We start from the raw sequence: 15,831 nt of genomic DNA, 5'->3' as shown, positions 1-15,831 counted from the left end.
GTTCGGGCGCCTCGCGCCGGAACCTGAACCCCTCACGCACGGCACCGGTAAGACCGAGATCAAACCCCTCACGCGCGGGGCCGGAGGACCTGGGCCGAAAAGGCGGAGAAGGGGTCTCAGGTGGGGGTGTTCAGGAGGGTGCGGATGGCGGTGATGATCAGCTGTACGGCCAGGGCGGACAGGAGAAGACCGGAGACCCGGGTGATGAGTTCCACGCCGTTCTCCTTGATCACTCTTATGACGGTGACCGAGAAACGCATGAACACCCACAGCAGGATGTGCACGACGGCGATGGCCAGGGCCAGGGCCAGGATGCCGCCGTCCTTGTGACCGGCCTGCTGGGCGAAGACGATCGTGGCGACGATCGCGCCTGGCCCGGCGAGCAGTGGGGTGCCGAGTGGGACGAGCGCCACGTTGACGTTGGACCGTACGGCGTTGGCGGGAGGCTCGGTGTCGCCGGTGAGCAGTTGCAGGGCGACCAGCAGGAGCAGGAGGCCACCGGCGATCTGCATGGCCGCCACCTCGACGTGCAGGTATCCCAGGATGGCCTGACCGAAAACGGCGAAGATCACGATGAGGCAGAACGCGACGATGGGGGCCTGCCAGGCGATCCTGCGGCGTTCGAGGGCCGTACGACCGCCCGTGTAGGCGAGGAAGAGCGGGATGATTCCGGGCGGGTCCATGATCACGAACATCGTGACGAACGCCTCGACGAAGAACTGGACGTCGAACACCCGTTTCCCCTGACCCTCGGTAAGGAACACGCCATGACGGACCAGACGTTCCCGCCCCGCAGGGTAGCAAGCATCCCCGTTCCCCTCACTCAAAGTAGCCCTCCCAGAATTCGGCCCCCTCAGCCCACCCGGTAACGGCCCCACCGACCCCCGGCGAACACGACCTTGCCACCTGACCGAAGACCGAAGAACACACGGCAGACGACCGTTCCCGACGAGAAGCTCTCCCGGTTCACAGACGAGCCGCACCGACCCCGGCCCCCACGCGGAAAGAAGAGCTCACGGCCAACGATGAAGTTTTTGATCTCGGTCTTACCGGCGCCGTGCGTGAGGGGTCCAGGTTCCGGCGCGAGGCGCGCAAGGAGACCCGGCTTGGGCGCGTCGGTGCTTGGACTGAGGAACGCAGGAGCGAAGCGACGAAGAGACGAGGGAAAGCACCGACCCGAAGCGCCCAAGCCCGCGACGCCGTCAGGCGGAGCAAAGAGACACAGCCCGCGACGCCGCCAGGCGGAGCAAAGAGGCAGGACCTAGTTTTCCAGTCGCGGAGAGAAAGCCCCCAGAGGAAGGTCGAGGGTTTGGTCGTGCTCTCTGAGGTCCCTCAGGGAGAGTTCGGCGAGGGTCACCAGGTAGCCCGCCTCGCCCGGCCAGACGACCGCCCACAGCCAGTTTCCCAGGGCCTCGCCCGCGTAGACGGCCCGGTCGGGGGCCGCTTCGACGCACCACATGGGCGTGGGGTGGCCCATGATCTCGACCTTGGCGTGCGGCGGCCCCTCGCCGAATCCTTCTCCCGGGTCGGTTCCCGAGATTCCGGCGAACCCGGCGCCGAGTCCCACTCCGGGCTCCTCGGCGATGATCAGCATGTCGGCGGGGCCGTGGGTCAGTGAGGGGCCGGAGATCGCGACCACGGTGCCTCTGACGCCGCTGCGTTCGTCGCCCGCCTCCGCGAAGCCCGTCACCAGCCATCCCTGCGGCAGCGGCCACGGAAGCCAGGCCGGGACCCTGGAGTTTCCGAGGACCTCGATCGCAGCCTGAGAGGGGCGTTTCGGCGACTGCAACGGCAGGACGTCACCGTGCGGTCCACACCGCCAGGCGCTCGACCAGGCACTGGGCGGGCGGAGGGGGCCGAAACAACGCGGACAAATGGGCTCGGCTCTCACGCCTACCCACGGTGCTTTGTCCACACCCGGTTCGTCAAGGGCGCTTCTCGTTATGCAGCCGTAATCTTGTCCATGTGCGCGTAAATTGTGTGGGAGCGATCATCCGTGACGCGGAAGGCCGGTTACTCCTCGTACGGCGAGGCCGTCCCCCGGGGAAGGGCCTGTGGTCCATCCCCGGAGGGCGGGTCGAGCCGGGCGAGTCCGACGCCGAGGCGCTGGCCCGTGAGCTGCGTGAGGAGACGGGCCTGACGGTCAGGGCCGTCGGCCTGGCGGGCACGGTCGACCGTCCGGGCCCCGGCGGTGTCGTCTACGAGATCCACGACTATCTCGCCGAGGCCTCCGGCGGCACGCTCCGCGCCGGGGACGACGCGGAGGACGTCGGCTGGTTCACCGAGGACGACCTGGCCCGGCTGCCCCTCTCGCTGGGCCTGCTCGACGACCTCATCGGCTGGAAGGTCATCGGGAGGCCGTCAGGGTCGAGCGCCACAGGGTGAGGTGGTCGCTGTCGTAGGTGGTCGAACGCCCCAGGGCGACGACCTGGTCACCGGCGACGGTGACGGCGCCGAGCCGTTGCGCGCCCTCCCCGGCGAGGCCGTCCTCCGTCTGGGTGTGCGGCTGCCACTTCAGCCCGTCCTCCGAGGTCCACGCGACGCTGTCCCCCTCGCCCGGCGCTCCCTGCCAGCCGACCGCGACCACGCCGTCGGCTGTCGCCGCCATGTCCAGTACGGCCGCCGCCCCTTCGGCGGGCAGCCAGGAGAACTCCCACGAGATGCCGTTGTCCTCCGACATCGCCCCGAAGGCCCGTTGCCCGTCGCCGGTGACGGCGGTTCCGGTGGCGACGATGGTCGTGCCGTGCTGGACCACGTGTCTCAGGCCCGCCGCCGTCGCGCCCTCGGGCAGCACGGGTTTGCGCGCGACCCAGTTGATCCCGTCGGCGGAAACCCAGACCACACCGGTCTCATGGCCGTCCGTACCCGTGCCGCCGACGGCGACGTACCCGGAGGAGGTGACGGAGACGTCGTACAGGCGCACGCCGACACCGCCTGCGGGCAGACGCGCCGCCCGGGTGAAGCGTTTGAGGTCGGCGGTGAACCACAGCACCGGGACGGTCGCGGACGGCCCCCGGTCCTCTCCTGCCAGCACGTAGCCCGACGGGCCCGCGGCCACCGCGTGCGGGGCGAGGAGGTCGTGCTCCGCGGCGGGGGCGAGGGGGCCGGTCGCGGGAAGCCTGCGCCAGGTCGCGCCGTCGGCCGAGGTGACCAGGAGCGGCCCCGTCGAGGAGGCGTCGGTCATGGTGCCGCCGACGGCGAGCCAGCCCTGCCTGCCCCGGGCGACGTCGCTGAGGGCCTGCCGCCACGAGCCGCCGAGAGCCTGTGCCGGGCCCGCGCCCTTCCAGGTGCGGCCGTCCCGGCTGGTCCATATGCCCGCGTCTCCGGCGACCGCGCCGACGGCGACGAATGCGCCGTTCCCGGCGGCGATCCTGGCGGTGTCTCGGGAGGCCCTGGTCAGGCCGTCGATCCGGTCGAGGGCGACGGGACGCGCCTGACCTCCTTCGGGGGCCGTGATGAGGACCAGGCGGTTGTCCACGTCGGCGGCGCGTTCGTCTCCGCCGACGACGAGCGTGCCCTCCTCCGAGATGGCCAGGGCCCGTAGCGAGCCGGGCACGTCGCCCAGGTCGGTGGACCTGCGCCAGTCACGGCCGTCCCTGCTGGTGTAGACGGCGTAGCGTTCGAAGCCGGATTCGGCGACCGCGGCGATTCCGGCGTCCGAGGAGGCCAGACGCCTGACCCCGGAGCCCTCCCGGGCCAGGCCGGTGATGCCGCCGCACCGCTCCCAGTCGTCGCCCCTGGCGGAGCAGTAGACGACGACGTCGCCCTTCGCGTCGCGCCGCTGGATCGGGACGAGCACGAACCCCGAGGAGGAGGCCGCGAGCGCGCCCGCCTCAGGGGTGACGCCCGAGGGCGCGGAACCGGCCCGCGTCCAGGTCTTCCCTCCGTCCGCCGAGCGCAGGACGGCCGGGGAGCCGCTCCGTCCCGGGTCGCCGAGCGCGACCACGGAGTCGCCTCTGGCGACGACCGCCTTGAGCCCTCTGACCTGGTTCGGGGTGCCGAGTTCACCGGCTTCGACCCTGTTCCAGTCCTGCCCGTCGGGGGAGGTCCAGGCCACGGCCCCCGATGAGCCGTCCTGAAGCACTCTCGTGCCGACCGCGACGAACCCGGAGGAGGTTCTGGCCAGGTCCATGATCTTGTCGCCGGTCGTGAACGCGCCCAGTTTCGCCGGGGCCACGGCGGTCCAGGTGGTGCCGTCCTCGCTGGTCCACAGGCCCCGGCCCGCGCCCAGGAGGTCGTTGCCCGCGGCCAGCCAGAGCCCGTCGCCGCCCGCGACCCTGCCCACGGTCGTGGGGCCGTTCTCGTAACCGGCAGGGCCGGTCACCTTGCCCAGCTGCCAGGTCGCCCCTCCGTCGGGGGAGACGAGGAACAGTGGCCTGGGCACGGGGCTGGTCGTGTCGCTGCCCACGGCGACCATGACGGAGCCCGATGAGGCCACGGCGTTGAGCACCTGGCTCGATCCGGTGCCGCCCGCGTCCGCCGGCGGCGCGAAGTCGGTGTCGCCGGGGCTCACCTCGGCTCCGACGAGTTGCAGGCCGGTGGTGAACGGCCCGCCGTTCCAGCTCCACAGCACCGCTCCCCCGCCGACCGCGACGGCCAGTACGGCGGCGACCACGACGGGCACGACCAGGCCTCTGCGCCCGCGGCCGGTCGGGCTCGAACGGCGCAGCGCGGAGGGGGCGGTCGTGGAGCGGTGGTGCCGTCCGCCGGATCCTCTCCTGCCCGGCGGCCCCTCGGCGACCAGCAGGTCAGGTCGGGCCGGCCTGCCTCCGGGGGGACGTCCGAGCCGGTGCACCGGCTCGAGGTCGTCGTCCTCCCCCGGTACGGCGGGCTCGTCCTCGTCCGGTTCCCACGGCTGGGCAGGCGCCTCCTCCTGAAGGTCGTGCCACACGTCGTACGGGCCGGTCCGGTCCTCCTGGGCGGGTTCGGCGGGACTGCGCGGCGGCCCCGAGGCCACCAGCAGGTCGGGCCGGTCGCCACGGCGGCGTCTGACCGGTTCACGGGGGACGTCCGGCTCCTCGGTCTCCCCCCAGGACGGGACGGTCTCCACGTCGGGATCGGGGGCCGAGAAGACCGCGTGGGCGTCGTCGCGCCCCGAGTGGCCGAGGAGCTCCCCGTAGTCGCCCTCTCCGGTCCTCCTGGGCGTCTCGGCCGCCGGGCCGAGGGGGTCGGAGTCGTCGAACCAGGAGGGGCTCAGAAGGTCTCCGTAGTCGCCGTCGCCGGGGGTGTCGTCCCGCTCGCGGGACGGCCCTGAGGCCACCAGCAGGTCGGGGCGCTCGCCGTCCCGCCTGCCGTGCCTGCGCTCGGGCGGCCGGTCCGGCCACAGCTCGGGGCCGGGGCGCTGGTCGGGGTCCGGCGGGCTGCCCGCCGGGGAGGCGTACGGCTGGGTGTGGGCGCGGCGGCGCTCACCGCCCAGGCCCTCGGGGCGGGCTCTGGGGGGCTCGTCCTCCGGGGTCGGCGCGGCGAACGGCGGCAACCTCCATGGGGAGGCGAGCGGAAGTCCTCGGGGATCGTCGTCAGAGGGGCCCGGGGGGAAGTGCTGGATCGTCGGAGGCGAGTCCGGATGCCGCCGGCGTCCGCCTCCGTGCGTCCCTTCTTCGTCCGCCGGCCACTCTCGTGAGCGCGGTTCGTGGGGGCCCGGGGCCACGCTCAGCACCTCCTCGCAGGAAGCCCGTCCAGCCCGGGGTTGGGCACTCCGGACCGTTCCATTCATCTCCGTGACACTCCGTCGCGTCACCGTACGGCCACGGCGAAGCGCAGGAGACCTTACTACTACCCCGTTCCGCGGAAACGATCACCTCCGTGGGGCGGCGGGGGTTCCAACCGTGCACATCAAGAGCAACACGCCGGAGCCCCGATGACGAGACCTCTCTAGTCAGATTTATCGGCGTGACGCCGGAATTATCACTGTCTGTGGCTTTAATTCCGAGATTTCATGACGGGAAAAACCCGCGAGCCGGGAGTCAGGAGGCCGGTGGGGTGAAGGCGGTGGTCCGGATCATCCCCGCCGCCCTCCCCTTGGCCGTCACGACCAACGCCATCTTGCGGGACGCCTCGTCGATCATCTCGTCACCGAGCATGACCGCGCCGCGCCCCTCGACCGTCGTGGAGTGGTCGTAGGCGTCCAGGATCAGCTCGGCCCGGTCGTAGTCCTCCTGGGACGGCGAGAACACCTCGTTCGCCGCCTCGATCTGCGTGGGGTGGAGCACCCACTTGCCGTCGAAGCCGAGGGCCGCGGAGCGCCCCGCGACCCGGCGGAAGCCGTCCAGGTCCCTGATCGCCAGGTAGGGGCCGTCGATGGCCTGCAGGCCGTGCGTACGGGCGGCCATCAGGATGCGCATCAGGATGTAGTGGTAGGCGTCGCCCTCGGTGTAGCCGGGAGGCTGCTCCCCCACGACCAGCGTCCGCATGTTGATCGAGGCCATGAAGTCGGCGGGGCCGAAGACCAGCGTCTCGAGCCTCCTGGAGGCTCCGCCGACGGCGTCCACGTTGACCAGACCCCTGGCGCTCTCGATCTGGGCCTCGATGCCGATCCGGCCGACCGGCAGGCCGTTGGCCTTCTCGATCTGGGTCAGCAGCGTGTCGAGCCAGACCACCTGGGCCGGATCCTCGACCTTGGGCAGCATCAGGCAGTCGAGGAACTCCCCGGCGCCCTCGACGACCTCGATGACGTCCCGGTAGGTCCACTGCGTGCTCAGGTCGTTGACCCGCACGACCCGGGTCCTGCCCGACCAGTCGCCCTCGCGCAGAGCCGCCACGACGTTCTTGCGCGCGCCCTCCTTGGCCGACGGCGCGACGGAGTCCTCAAGGTCGAGGAAGACCTCGTCCGCGGGCAGCCCCTGGGCCTTCTCCAGGAAGCGGGGATTACTGCCGGGCACCGCCAGGCACGAACGTCGCGAGCGCATGACCCAACGCTAGCGGCAGCCCGCCCCGCCGGGGACGACGGGCGAAGGCCGTACATTCGTGCCATGGGAGTGATCGAGGAGGGCGCCAGGAAGTCCGGGGTCCTGTGGCTGTCCCTGGACCGGCAGCGGCTCGCCTGGCACGTGTGGCACGACGGGGCGATCTACCTCGTCACCGGCGGGGACGAGCAGGACCTGCCCCGCCTCGCCGAGGCGGAGCGGGTCCAGGTGACGCTCAGGAGCAAGGACAACGGGGCCCGCCTGGTCGTCTTCGACGCGGCCGTCGAGGTGGTCGACCAGGCCGCCTCCCCCGAGGCGGTCGCCGTGCTGGCCAAGGAGCGGCTCAACGCCCCCGACGCCGCGGGTCTGCCAGAACGCTGGGCCGCCGCCTCCACGGTGGTACGGCTGACGCCCCAGGAGCCCGCCTGAGGCCCGGCTGGGGCCTGCTTCGGGCCCGCCCGGGTCAGCCGACCCTGGCCGGTTCCCCGGCCTCGACGGGGGCGGGCAGGGCCGCGGTGGCGCGCTGGGCCAGGTAGGCGCCGAACAGGACGATGAGACCGCCGACGATCTGGAAGGGGCCGAGCGCCTCGCCGACCAGCACCCAGGCGATGATCGCCCCCGCGATGACCTCGAGCGAGGCGACCGTCGAGCCGACGGCGGCCGACAGGCGGCGCACCGCGGTGACACCGAGGATGTAGGCGGCGACGGTCGCGATGAGGATCATCCACAGCGCCGCGGCCAGCACGGGCAGCGGGTGGCCTCCCGCGGGGGCGACGACCTGGCCGAAGGCCCGCCACGGGATGTTCCACGGCTGGGAGACCGGTACGAGCACGATCGCCGCGCCGACCAGGCCCCAGGCGATCAGGCCGAGCGGGTCGACGTCCCCGCCGAAGCCGTCGCTGAGCAGGAAGTAGCCCGTGCAGCAGGCGGCGGCGCCGAAGGCGAGCAGCAGCCCGAACGGGTCCAGGGCCATGCCCGACCACACCTCGACCACGATGCCGAGGCCGACGACCGCGACCACGGCGCCGACGAAGGCGGCGCGCGGCAGCCGTACCCGGCGGACGAAGCGCACCCAGAGCACGACCAGCACCGGGGCGGTGAACTCGATGAGCAGGGTGACGCCGACCGGCAGCCTGGTGATCGCCGCGAAGTACAGCGCCTGCACCCCGGCCACCGCGACGACCGCGTAGGCCACGAAGAGCGGCAGCCGGGAGCGCGGGATGCGCAGCGCGGCGGGCCGCAGGAGCGCCAGGACCCCGGTGAGCAGCAGTCCGGCCCCGGCCATCCGCACCCAGACGGCCTCAAGAGGGGACAGCCCGGCCGCGCCGAGATATTTGGCCATCGGCCCGGAGAACGCGAAACACCAGGACGACGCGAAGGCGATCAGCAGACCGTCACGCCGCACGGATTCACCACCCATGTAACTACCGTTCGCATACTTTGATGCTGACATATCGTATATGCGCCCAGCAAGGGGACGTCCGAAATGTGAGCGAGCCTTGAACCGCCCCGGCGAGAAGGCGACCTACCCTGCAAATGTGAAGATCTTCATCGCGCGACTCGCGGGAACCCCGGTCTTCGACCCGGTGGGTGACCGGATCGGGCGGGTGAGGGACGTCGTGGTGGCGTTCGCGGGCGCCGCCGCCCCACGCGTGCACGGCCTCGTCGTCGAGGTGCAGCCCAGGCGGCGGGTCTTCCTGCCGATCACCAGGGTCCGCGGCATCGAGGCGGGCTCCGTCGTCTTCAGCGGCCAGATCAACGTGCGGCGCTTCGAGCAGCGGGCCACGGAGAGCCTGGTGATCGGCCAGATGCTCGACCTGGAGGTGCAGGTCGAGGGTGAACGCGTGACCGTCCTGGACCTGGCCATGGAACAGGTCAGACGTGCCGAGTGGCTCATCACCAAGGTCGCCGTCGTCAGGGCGGGCCAGGGACTCGGCCTGCGGCGGCGCGGCCCGGCCAGGATCGTCGACTGGGCCGAGGTCAGCGGCTTCAGCGCGGTGCAGAAGGACCAGGGCGCGGCCGGCCTGCTGGTCGCCTTCGAGACGATGCGCGCCGCCGACCTGGCCAGCGCGCTGCACGAGCTGCCCGCCAAACGCCGCACCGAGGTCGCCGCCGCCCTCGACGACGTACGGCTCGCCGACGTGCTCGAAGAGCTCCCGGAACGCGACCAGATCGGCATCCTGGGCAGGCTCACCCCCCGGCGCGCCGCGGACGTCCTTGAGGAGATGAACCCCGACGACGCGGCCGACCTGCTCCAGGACCTCCCTCCCGAACAGGCCGAGGCCCTGATGGCGCTGATGGAGCCCGAGGAGGCCGCCCCCATCCGGCGACTGCTGATCTACCCGGAGGACACCGCGGGCGGCATGATGACCAGCGAACCCGTGGTGCTCCCGCCGAGCGCGACCGTCGCCGAGGCGCTCGCCCACATCCGCCAGCGGGAGGTCACGCCCTCCGTGGCCGCGCAGGTCTACGTGGCCAGGCCGCCCATCGAGACCCCGACCGGCCGCTTCCTCGGGCTGGCGCACTTCCAGCGGCTGCTGCGCGAGCCTCCCTCGACGCTGCTCGGCGGGGTCGTGGACAGCTCGCTCGACCCGATCAGGCCCGAGTTCACGCTCAACCAGGTGGCCTCCTACATGGCCACCTACAACCTGATGGCGGTGCCCGTTGTGGACGAGCTCGGCCGCCTGGTCGGCGCCGTCACCGTGGACGACGTCCTCGACCACCTGCTGCCCGAAGACTGGCGGGAGCGCAACCACGAACCGGGAGCCGAACATGGTTGACCGTCTCGACCAGCCGAGACAGCAGGGCCTGCGTCTGCGCGCGCACTACGACCCCGAGGCCTTCGGGAAGCTGTCCGAACGCATCGCGCGTTTTCTCGGTACCGCCAGGTTCCTCGTCTACATGACCGTCTTCGTCGGGGTCTGGGTGGTGTGGAACGCCCTGGTGCCGGGCGAGGGGAGGTTCGACCCCTACCCGTTCATCTTCCTCACCCTGATGCTCTCGCTCCAGGCCTCCTACGCGGCGCCACTGATCCTGCTCGCCCAGAACCGGCAGGACGACCGGGACCGCGTCCAGACCGACATAGACCGGGCCGCGGCCGAACGCAACCAGGCGGACCTGGAGTACCTGACCCGGGAGATCGCGGCCCTGAGGATCGCCCTGGGCGACGTGGCCACCCGCGACTACGTCCGCTCCGAACTCCAACGCCTGCTGGAGGACCTCCAGCAACCCCGGCCCCCGGCGAACGACCTCCTCTGAGGGGTCAGTCGTCCGCGGGGAAGAGCTCGGTCAGGGTCGAGGCGCACCGGCGCAGTTCCTCAGGGCCCAGGGTGTCGAGGAGCTGGGCGCGGATGCCCCGCAGATAGGTGGGCCGTGCCTGCGCCAGCCGTACGGCACCGGCCTCGGTGAGCACCGCGAACAGGCCACGCGCGTCGCTGGGACAGGCCTCGCGGTCGACCAGGCCGTCACGCTGGAGGCGGTCGATCAGCCTGGTCAGGCCGCTGCGGGAGAGCAGGACCCGCTCGGCCAGGTCGTTCATGCGCAGCCTGCCCTCCGGTGCCTCCGCCAGATGGGAGAGCACGTCGTAGGAGGCCAGGGCGAGGTCGTGACCGACGAGCAGGTCGGTCTCCAGCGCCCGGGTGACACGCGCCTGGACGCGTTGCAGCACCCTCCAGACCACCAGCTCCTCTGAGTTGACGGCCTCCTTCGGCTCGTCCGCCGTAACGGTCACGCAGTAACCTTAGACTGTTGCACGCGCACCTACATAGAGGATCACCCAGGTGCGGGAGCCCGGAATTCCCGGCGTCAACCTCCGGTTCATACCATGGGTCCGTGACCCCTCCCACTCTCAGCCGGGAGCGGCACGAACTGTCCGTGAAACGCCTGGACGACAATAGACAAGGAGGGACGGCAGCCCCGCCGCCTCATCGCGACGCCCGTTGCCGACACTTCGATGGCACCTACCCCGGAACTGGTCACGGCCGCGCTGGCGACCGTCAACGACCCTGAGATCCGTCGGCCGATCACCGAACTCGACATGGTCAAGAGCGTCGACATCTCCCCCGAGGGGGTGGTGCGCGTCGGAATCTACCTCACCGTGTCCGGCTGTCCCATGCGTGACACCATCACACGCGACGTCACCACGGCCGTCTCCAAGGTCGAAGGGGTGACGGGCGTCCAGGTCGAGATGGACGTCATGAGCACCGAGCAGCGCAAGTCGCTCCAGACGAAGTTGCGCGGCAACCGGGGGCCCGAGAAGGAGATCCCCTTCGCCCAGGCCGGTTCCCTGACCCGGGTGTTCGCGGTCGCCTCGGGCAAGGGCGGAGTCGGCAAGTCCTCGGTGACCGTCAACCTCGCCGCCGCGATGGCCGCCGGCGGTCTGAAGGTCGGTGTCGTGGACGCCGACATCTACGGCCACAGCGTGCCCCGCATGCTCGGCGTCTCCGAGCGTCCGACCAAGGTCGAAGACATGATCATGCCGCCGGTCGCGCATGACATCAAGGTCATCTCGGTCGGCATGTTCAAGCCGGAGGGCAACACTCCGGTGGTGTGGCGCGGCCCGATGCTGGACAGGGCGCTGCACCAGTTCCTCGCCGACGTCTTCTGGGGCGACCTCGACGTCCTGCTGATGGACCTGCCCCCCGGCACCGGTGACATCGCGATCTCGGTGGCGCAGCGGATGCCCTCTGCCGAGATCCTCGTGGTGACGACCCCGCAGCAGGCCGCCGCCGAGGTGGCCGAGCGCGCCGGTTCGATCGCCGTGCAGACCCACCAGCAGATCGCGGGCGTCATCGAGAACATGGCCTGGCTGCCGTGCCCGCACTGTGACGAGCGGATCGCCGTCTTCGGTGAGGGCGGTGGCCAGACGGTCGCCGACGCGCTCACCCGCACCCTCGGCGCCCGTGTGCCGCTGCTCGGCCAGGTGCCGATCGACATGCGGCTTCGCGAGGGCGGCGACGAGGGCAAGCCGCTCGTGCTGACCGACCCCGACGCCCCGGCCGCCGCCGAGCTGATCAAGATCGCCTCGGGTCTGAGCAGGAGGTCGAACAGCCTCAAGGGCATGCAGCTCGGCATCTCCCCGACCAGGGGCCGCTAGAGCGGGACGTACGGCGGGCCCCAGAGGTCAGGTGGCCTCGGAGTCGTAGGGCGGGAGCTCGCCGTACCCCAGTTCGTCGAAGTCGTCCAGGACGTCGGTCCCCGTGCGGCCGGAGGCGGCGGCGCCTCCGGCGACGCCCGCCGTGGCGCTGCGCCACTCGTCCTCCAGGTCACCGGTGAGGTGCTTGCGGACGAAGTTCTTCGGGTTCAGGTCGGTCGGGTCGAAGTTGGCGAACTCCGGCCCGAGACCGTCCTGCAGGTCCTGCTTGGCGTTGTTGGCCATCTGCCGCAGGGAACGCAGCGTCCTGCCCGCCTGCGCGGCCGCCTGGGGCAGCTTGTCCGGCCCGAAGACGAGGAGCGCGATGACCACAAGCGCCAAGATCTCAGGCCAGCCGAGTCCGAACACCGTGATCTCCTAGCGGGATGACACCAAGGCGGCGCTCCGGACATACGCCCGGAGCCTTTTCCAGACTAATGCCCACGACCCGTGCCCGCACCAGCCCCTCCATCGATCATGAGGGACTGGGCGTGGGCTGCGGGGACGCGGCACCGACGGTCACGACGACGGTCTTCTCCTGGCCGCCACGCTGGAACTTCACCGTCAGCCTCTCCCCCGGCGCCTTGTTGCGGATCAGCGCGATCAGCTCGTAGCCGTCCTGCAGCACGATGCCGTTGACCTCGGTGATGATGTCCCCGGGCTTGAGGCCGGCCTTGTCAGCCGGTCCCTCGGGCTCGACGGGCTTGGTGGCGCCCCTGACCTCGGTGTCGATGCGGACACCGGTGCCCTGGTAGGACTGGTCGATGGTGACGCCGATCCGGGACTTCTTGGCGGTGCCGGTGGTGATCAGCTCCTCGGCGACCCTGCGGGCGTGGTTGACCGGGATGGCGAAGCCGAGGCCGATGCTGCCGCTCTGGCCGCCGACCGACCTGCCGAGGGTGGCGATCGCCGAGTTGACGCCGACCACCTCACCCGCCGAGTTGACCAGCGGGCCACCCGAGTTACCGGGGTTGATGGCGGCGTCGGTCTGGATGGCGCTCAGCCAGGTCGTGTCGGTGCTGTTCTCCTCACCGGCCTGGACGGGACGGTTGAGGGCGCTGACGATGCCGGAGGTGACGGTCCCGCTCAGGCCGAGCGGGGAGCCGATGGCGACGACCGGGTCGCCGACGACCACGTTGTCGGAGTTGCCGAGGGCGATCTCCGGGGCGCCGAAGGTCTCGTCCGGCTTGACCACCGCGAGGTCGGACTCGGGGTCACGGCCCACGACGTGGGCGGAGGTCGACTTGCGGTTGCTGAACTGGATCTGGATCTGGCTGTTGTTCGGCTCCGCCCCGGCGACCACGTGGTTGTTCGTCACCACGTAACCGCCCTTGATCAGGAAGCCGGAGCCGGTGCTCGCGCTCGTGCCCGCGTTGACCGACAGCGAGACCACGCTGGGCAGGACCTTGGAGGCCACGCCCGCGATCGACTCGGGGGCCCTGGAGTTGGAGCCGCTCGGTGCCGTCCCCAGCCGGTAGGACGGGTCGAGGTCGGAGTTGGCCGGGCGGGTGAGCAGGTAGGTGCCGAAGCTGCCCGCCGCGGAGGCCAGCAGCGCGATCACCACGGCCAGTACGGCCAGCGTGCCGGTGCGCGGGCCACGCCGCTCGGTGACGGCCGACCCGCCGAAGGTCCCGTCGTACGGCCCCGGCCCGCCGGGGACCGGAGGCGCGGGCGGAGGTGCCCAGCCCAGCCCGAGCCCGTGCGCCCGCGACGGCGGGGGCGGCTGGTTCCCCGGAAAGCCCGTGGGGGCGGCGAAGACCGCGGTGTCGCGGTAGGTCCTGCCCGATGGGTCTCCCCAGCCGCCGTTGGCGGGAGGCGCGGCCTGACGCCCGGTCCAGTCCTCGTATCCGGGTCCCTCCGGCTCCCTGGCGCCCCAGCGGGCACGCGCCGGAGGCTCACCGAGCTGGCTCCAGCCCTCGCCGTACCCCTGGGAGCCCTGGACTCCGTGGGACCGGTCCACCGGCGAGGGAGGCGGCTGCCCTGCGGGCAGGAACTCCGGCCTGGAGAACTCCGAGGTCGCGCCGGCACCGCCTCTGTCGTCGGCGAGGCCCGACTGCGTACGCCCCTCGGCCTCGTCCGCCTCGTGGGTACGGTTCTCGTCGGTCATCGAATGTTCACCACTCCTCGCCTCGCATGAGGCAACTCACCGGGGGCACCCGGCAATCTTCCCCTGAACGGCATACGAGAGACGTAAAACGCGCCCTATCCGAAGGGATTGACCCAGGAAAGCAGGCGGTGGGCTCCTCTGCCCAGCCGGTTCCACAGGTTCGGGGCGGGTTCGTGGGGCAGTGCCGCGACCGCGGCGTCGACCGTGTCGGCCGGAGCGTCCGCGAAGACGGTGTAGACATGGTCCCCACTGGCCCAGATCGTCCCCTGCTCGGCTGAGTTCCGCATCCAGATCGTATGCCCGTCATGACGCTGGGCATGCCACCCACGGAGCTTTTCCCCATCAAGCACACCAGAGTCCACGAAAACCGACACGACCGACAACCCATCCGAATATCCCAGATACAAGTATCCGGCAGGTGCGGTGTGCGCCGCGAACAACTCAAGGCGGCCGGGCAACTCAGCGGGGAAACGCCACCCCCGGTCCAGGAGCTCGGGCACCTCGCCCAGGTCGAGACCGCCCGGAGCCGGCGCGGGCACGGAGCTCCCGCGCGCCACCGGGTCGAGGGTCAGGTCGAGGAAGCCGCCCACGTGGACGGTCCGGCCCTGGCCGTCGAACAACTCACGGCGCAGCGCCAGGCCCCCCGACTCGTCCAGCCAGTAACGCGCCGCGGGCGTGCCGTCCGTGCGCAGGACGTCCACCAGGTGGGCGACACGGCCACCGGTACGGGTCCTGCCCGCGTCGACCACCCGGTAGTTGCGGGCCAGCACCTCAAGCATCGTCTCCGAGGGGGCGGCCATGCTCCCCGCGGGAGTGCCGGGGTCGACCCAGCCCGCCGTACCCGAGGGGCGTGAGGTCACCGACAGACCCCGCCCTGGGACGTTGCGGACCTCGACCATGGAGGAGAAGGACCCGGAACGGCCCCAGGTCGTGACGTACTGGGTGCCCGAGTAACCGCGCCCCCTGGCCGCGGCGGCCGCCTCACGCAGCAGCCGCAGGCCCGTGTCCTCGTCGCGCTCACCGTGCTGCACAGACTGCTGTACGGCTCGCGCCGGGCTGCCCGCCACCAGGCCCAGCACCATGGCGACCGCCACGGCCAGGCAGGCGGGCAGCCGGATCACGGAGTGGGCGAGAAGCTCGGAGTCGCCGAGCCTCCGTACGGGGCGGTGTTCCTGTGCTGGTTGGCGAACATGTCGACCGGGGGCACACGCGGGCCGGGGTCGGGACCGCCGACGACGAACAGCGTGCCGATGGCGACCGCCGCGGAGGCGACGCCGACCGCGACGTAGCCGACCCTGCGGGCGCGGCGCGTCGATCCGGCTCGCCCGCGCGGCCGGTTGTCCGGCGGCGCGACGGTGTGCATGCCCGGGATCGGCGCCCCGCCGAAGGTCCGCGAGCCGCTGGGGAAAGGCCGCTCACGCGGCGGTAACGGGTCGCCGGGGTCGGCCATCCGCAGCAGGGACATCGTCAGGTCGGCGGGCATCGCGGGCCCGTCGAGCGACCTCAGGCGGCTCTTCAGCGCCCGCATGGCCTCCACCTCGGCCCTGCAGGAGGCGCAGAAGGCGAGGTGGGACAGCGCCCGGTCACGCTCGTGGTGGTTCAGCTCACCGTCGACCAGCGCGGAAACACGTTCTCCAAGATGACTCATGACCACTCCTTGCCAAGCGGCTCGTCGTGACATTCGTCATAAC

Annotated in this window: 15 protein-coding genes; 5 read left to right on the top strand and 10 right to left on the bottom strand. The window is 71.2% G+C overall.

All coding sequences use genetic code 11. The features are described 5' to 3' along the window. Positions 1-116: 116 nt before the first annotated feature. Positions 117-734, bottom strand: a complete 618-nt coding sequence (locus tag ACFYY8_RS09360; RefSeq protein WP_352016271.1) for a MarC family protein — start codon at positions 732-734, stop codon at positions 117-119. Between the two features lie 527 nt (positions 735-1,261). Further along, complete coding sequence (locus ACFYY8_RS09355) at positions 1,262-1,891, bottom strand: DUF6758 family protein (protein WP_390038847.1); 630 nt, start codon at positions 1,889-1,891, stop codon at positions 1,262-1,264. An 89-nt stretch (positions 1,892-1,980) separates the two neighbouring features. Between ACFYY8_RS09355 and ACFYY8_RS09350 the strand changes: the two genes are divergently transcribed. Beyond that, positions 1,981-2,385: an NUDIX hydrolase gene (locus tag ACFYY8_RS09350; RefSeq protein ID WP_390038845.1), complete on the top strand. Its 405-nt coding sequence runs from the start codon at positions 1,981-1,983 to the stop codon at positions 2,383-2,385. On the opposite strand, the gene ACFYY8_RS09345 is transcribed toward ACFYY8_RS09350, so the two are convergent. After that, positions 2,348-5,476, bottom strand: a complete 3,129-nt coding sequence (locus tag ACFYY8_RS09345; protein ID WP_390038843.1) for a hypothetical protein — start codon at positions 5,474-5,476, stop codon at positions 2,348-2,350. The genes ACFYY8_RS09350 and ACFYY8_RS09345 overlap by 38 nt on opposite strands. 487 nt (positions 5,477-5,963) lie before the next feature. Continuing rightward, positions 5,964-6,905, bottom strand: a complete 942-nt coding sequence (locus ACFYY8_RS09340; protein ID WP_390038841.1) for an HpcH/HpaI aldolase/citrate lyase family protein — start codon at positions 6,903-6,905, stop codon at positions 5,964-5,966. 63 nt (positions 6,906-6,968) lie between these two features. On the opposite strand from ACFYY8_RS09340, the gene ACFYY8_RS09335 reads away from it, so the two are divergent. Next, positions 6,969-7,331, top strand: coding sequence for a hypothetical protein (locus ACFYY8_RS09335; protein WP_390038839.1), 363 nt, complete (start codon positions 6,969-6,971; stop codon positions 7,329-7,331). Positions 7,332-7,365: 34 nt separating this feature from the next. On the opposite strand, the gene ACFYY8_RS09330 is transcribed toward ACFYY8_RS09335, so the two are convergent. After that, entirely contained in the window at positions 7,366-8,322 is a 957-nt protein-coding gene (locus tag ACFYY8_RS09330) for a DMT family transporter (protein ID WP_390038837.1), read from the bottom strand. Between the two features lie 118 nt (positions 8,323-8,440). On the opposite strand from ACFYY8_RS09330, the gene ACFYY8_RS09325 reads away from it, so the two are divergent. Together ACFYY8_RS09325 and ACFYY8_RS09320 are read left to right on the top strand one after the other, a co-directional pair. Further along, positions 8,441-9,682, top strand: coding sequence for a magnesium transporter MgtE N-terminal domain-containing protein (locus tag ACFYY8_RS09325; protein WP_390038835.1), 1,242 nt, complete (start codon positions 8,441-8,443; stop codon positions 9,680-9,682). After that, positions 9,675-10,160 (top strand): DUF1003 domain-containing protein, encoded by a 486-nt coding sequence (locus ACFYY8_RS09320; RefSeq protein ID WP_352016554.1) that lies wholly within the window; start codon positions 9,675-9,677, stop codon positions 10,158-10,160. The genes ACFYY8_RS09325 and ACFYY8_RS09320 overlap by 8 nt, the downstream gene beginning before the upstream one ends. Positions 10,161-10,164: 4 nt before the next feature. On the opposite strand, the gene ACFYY8_RS09315 is transcribed toward ACFYY8_RS09320, so the two are convergent. Next, positions 10,165-10,632 (bottom strand): MarR family winged helix-turn-helix transcriptional regulator, encoded by a 468-nt coding sequence (locus ACFYY8_RS09315; RefSeq protein WP_390038833.1) that lies wholly within the window; start codon positions 10,630-10,632, stop codon positions 10,165-10,167. A gap of 222 nt (positions 10,633-10,854) precedes the next feature. Here ACFYY8_RS09315 and ACFYY8_RS09310 point away from each other — a divergent pair, with 222 nt between their 5' ends. Further along, positions 10,855-11,997, top strand: coding sequence for an Mrp/NBP35 family ATP-binding protein (locus tag ACFYY8_RS09310; protein WP_390038831.1), 1,143 nt, complete (start codon positions 10,855-10,857; stop codon positions 11,995-11,997). Positions 11,998-12,024: 27 nt separating this feature from the next. On the opposite strand, the gene ACFYY8_RS09305 is transcribed toward ACFYY8_RS09310, so the two are convergent. From ACFYY8_RS09305 to ACFYY8_RS09290, 4 genes are all read right to left on the bottom strand, one after another. Further along, positions 12,025-12,402 (bottom strand): sec-independent translocase, encoded by a 378-nt coding sequence (locus ACFYY8_RS09305; protein ID WP_390038829.1) that lies wholly within the window; start codon positions 12,400-12,402, stop codon positions 12,025-12,027. A gap of 106 nt (positions 12,403-12,508) precedes the next feature. Continuing rightward, positions 12,509-14,140, bottom strand: a complete 1,632-nt coding sequence (locus ACFYY8_RS09300; RefSeq protein WP_390038827.1) for a S1C family serine protease — start codon at positions 14,138-14,140, stop codon at positions 12,509-12,511. Positions 14,141-14,235: 95 nt separating this feature from the next. After that, positions 14,236-15,261, bottom strand: a complete 1,026-nt coding sequence (locus ACFYY8_RS09295; RefSeq protein ID WP_390038825.1) for a sigma-E factor regulatory protein RseB domain-containing protein — start codon at positions 15,259-15,261, stop codon at positions 14,236-14,238. Beyond that, complete coding sequence (locus ACFYY8_RS09290; RefSeq protein ID WP_390038823.1) at positions 15,258-15,788, bottom strand: anti-sigma factor family protein; 531 nt, start codon at positions 15,786-15,788, stop codon at positions 15,258-15,260. The genes ACFYY8_RS09295 and ACFYY8_RS09290 overlap by 4 nt, the downstream gene beginning before the upstream one ends. Positions 15,789-15,831 lie beyond the last annotated feature (43 nt).

Origin of the sequence: Streptosporangium sp. NPDC001559, from assembly GCF_042893955.1 — a bacterium.
In the GTDB taxonomy this organism is placed as follows: domain Bacteria; phylum Actinomycetota; class Actinomycetes; order Streptosporangiales; family Streptosporangiaceae; genus Streptosporangium.
The sequence above is the reverse complement of the archived record's forward strand: the minus strand, read 5'-3'. Positions and strand labels throughout refer to the sequence as shown.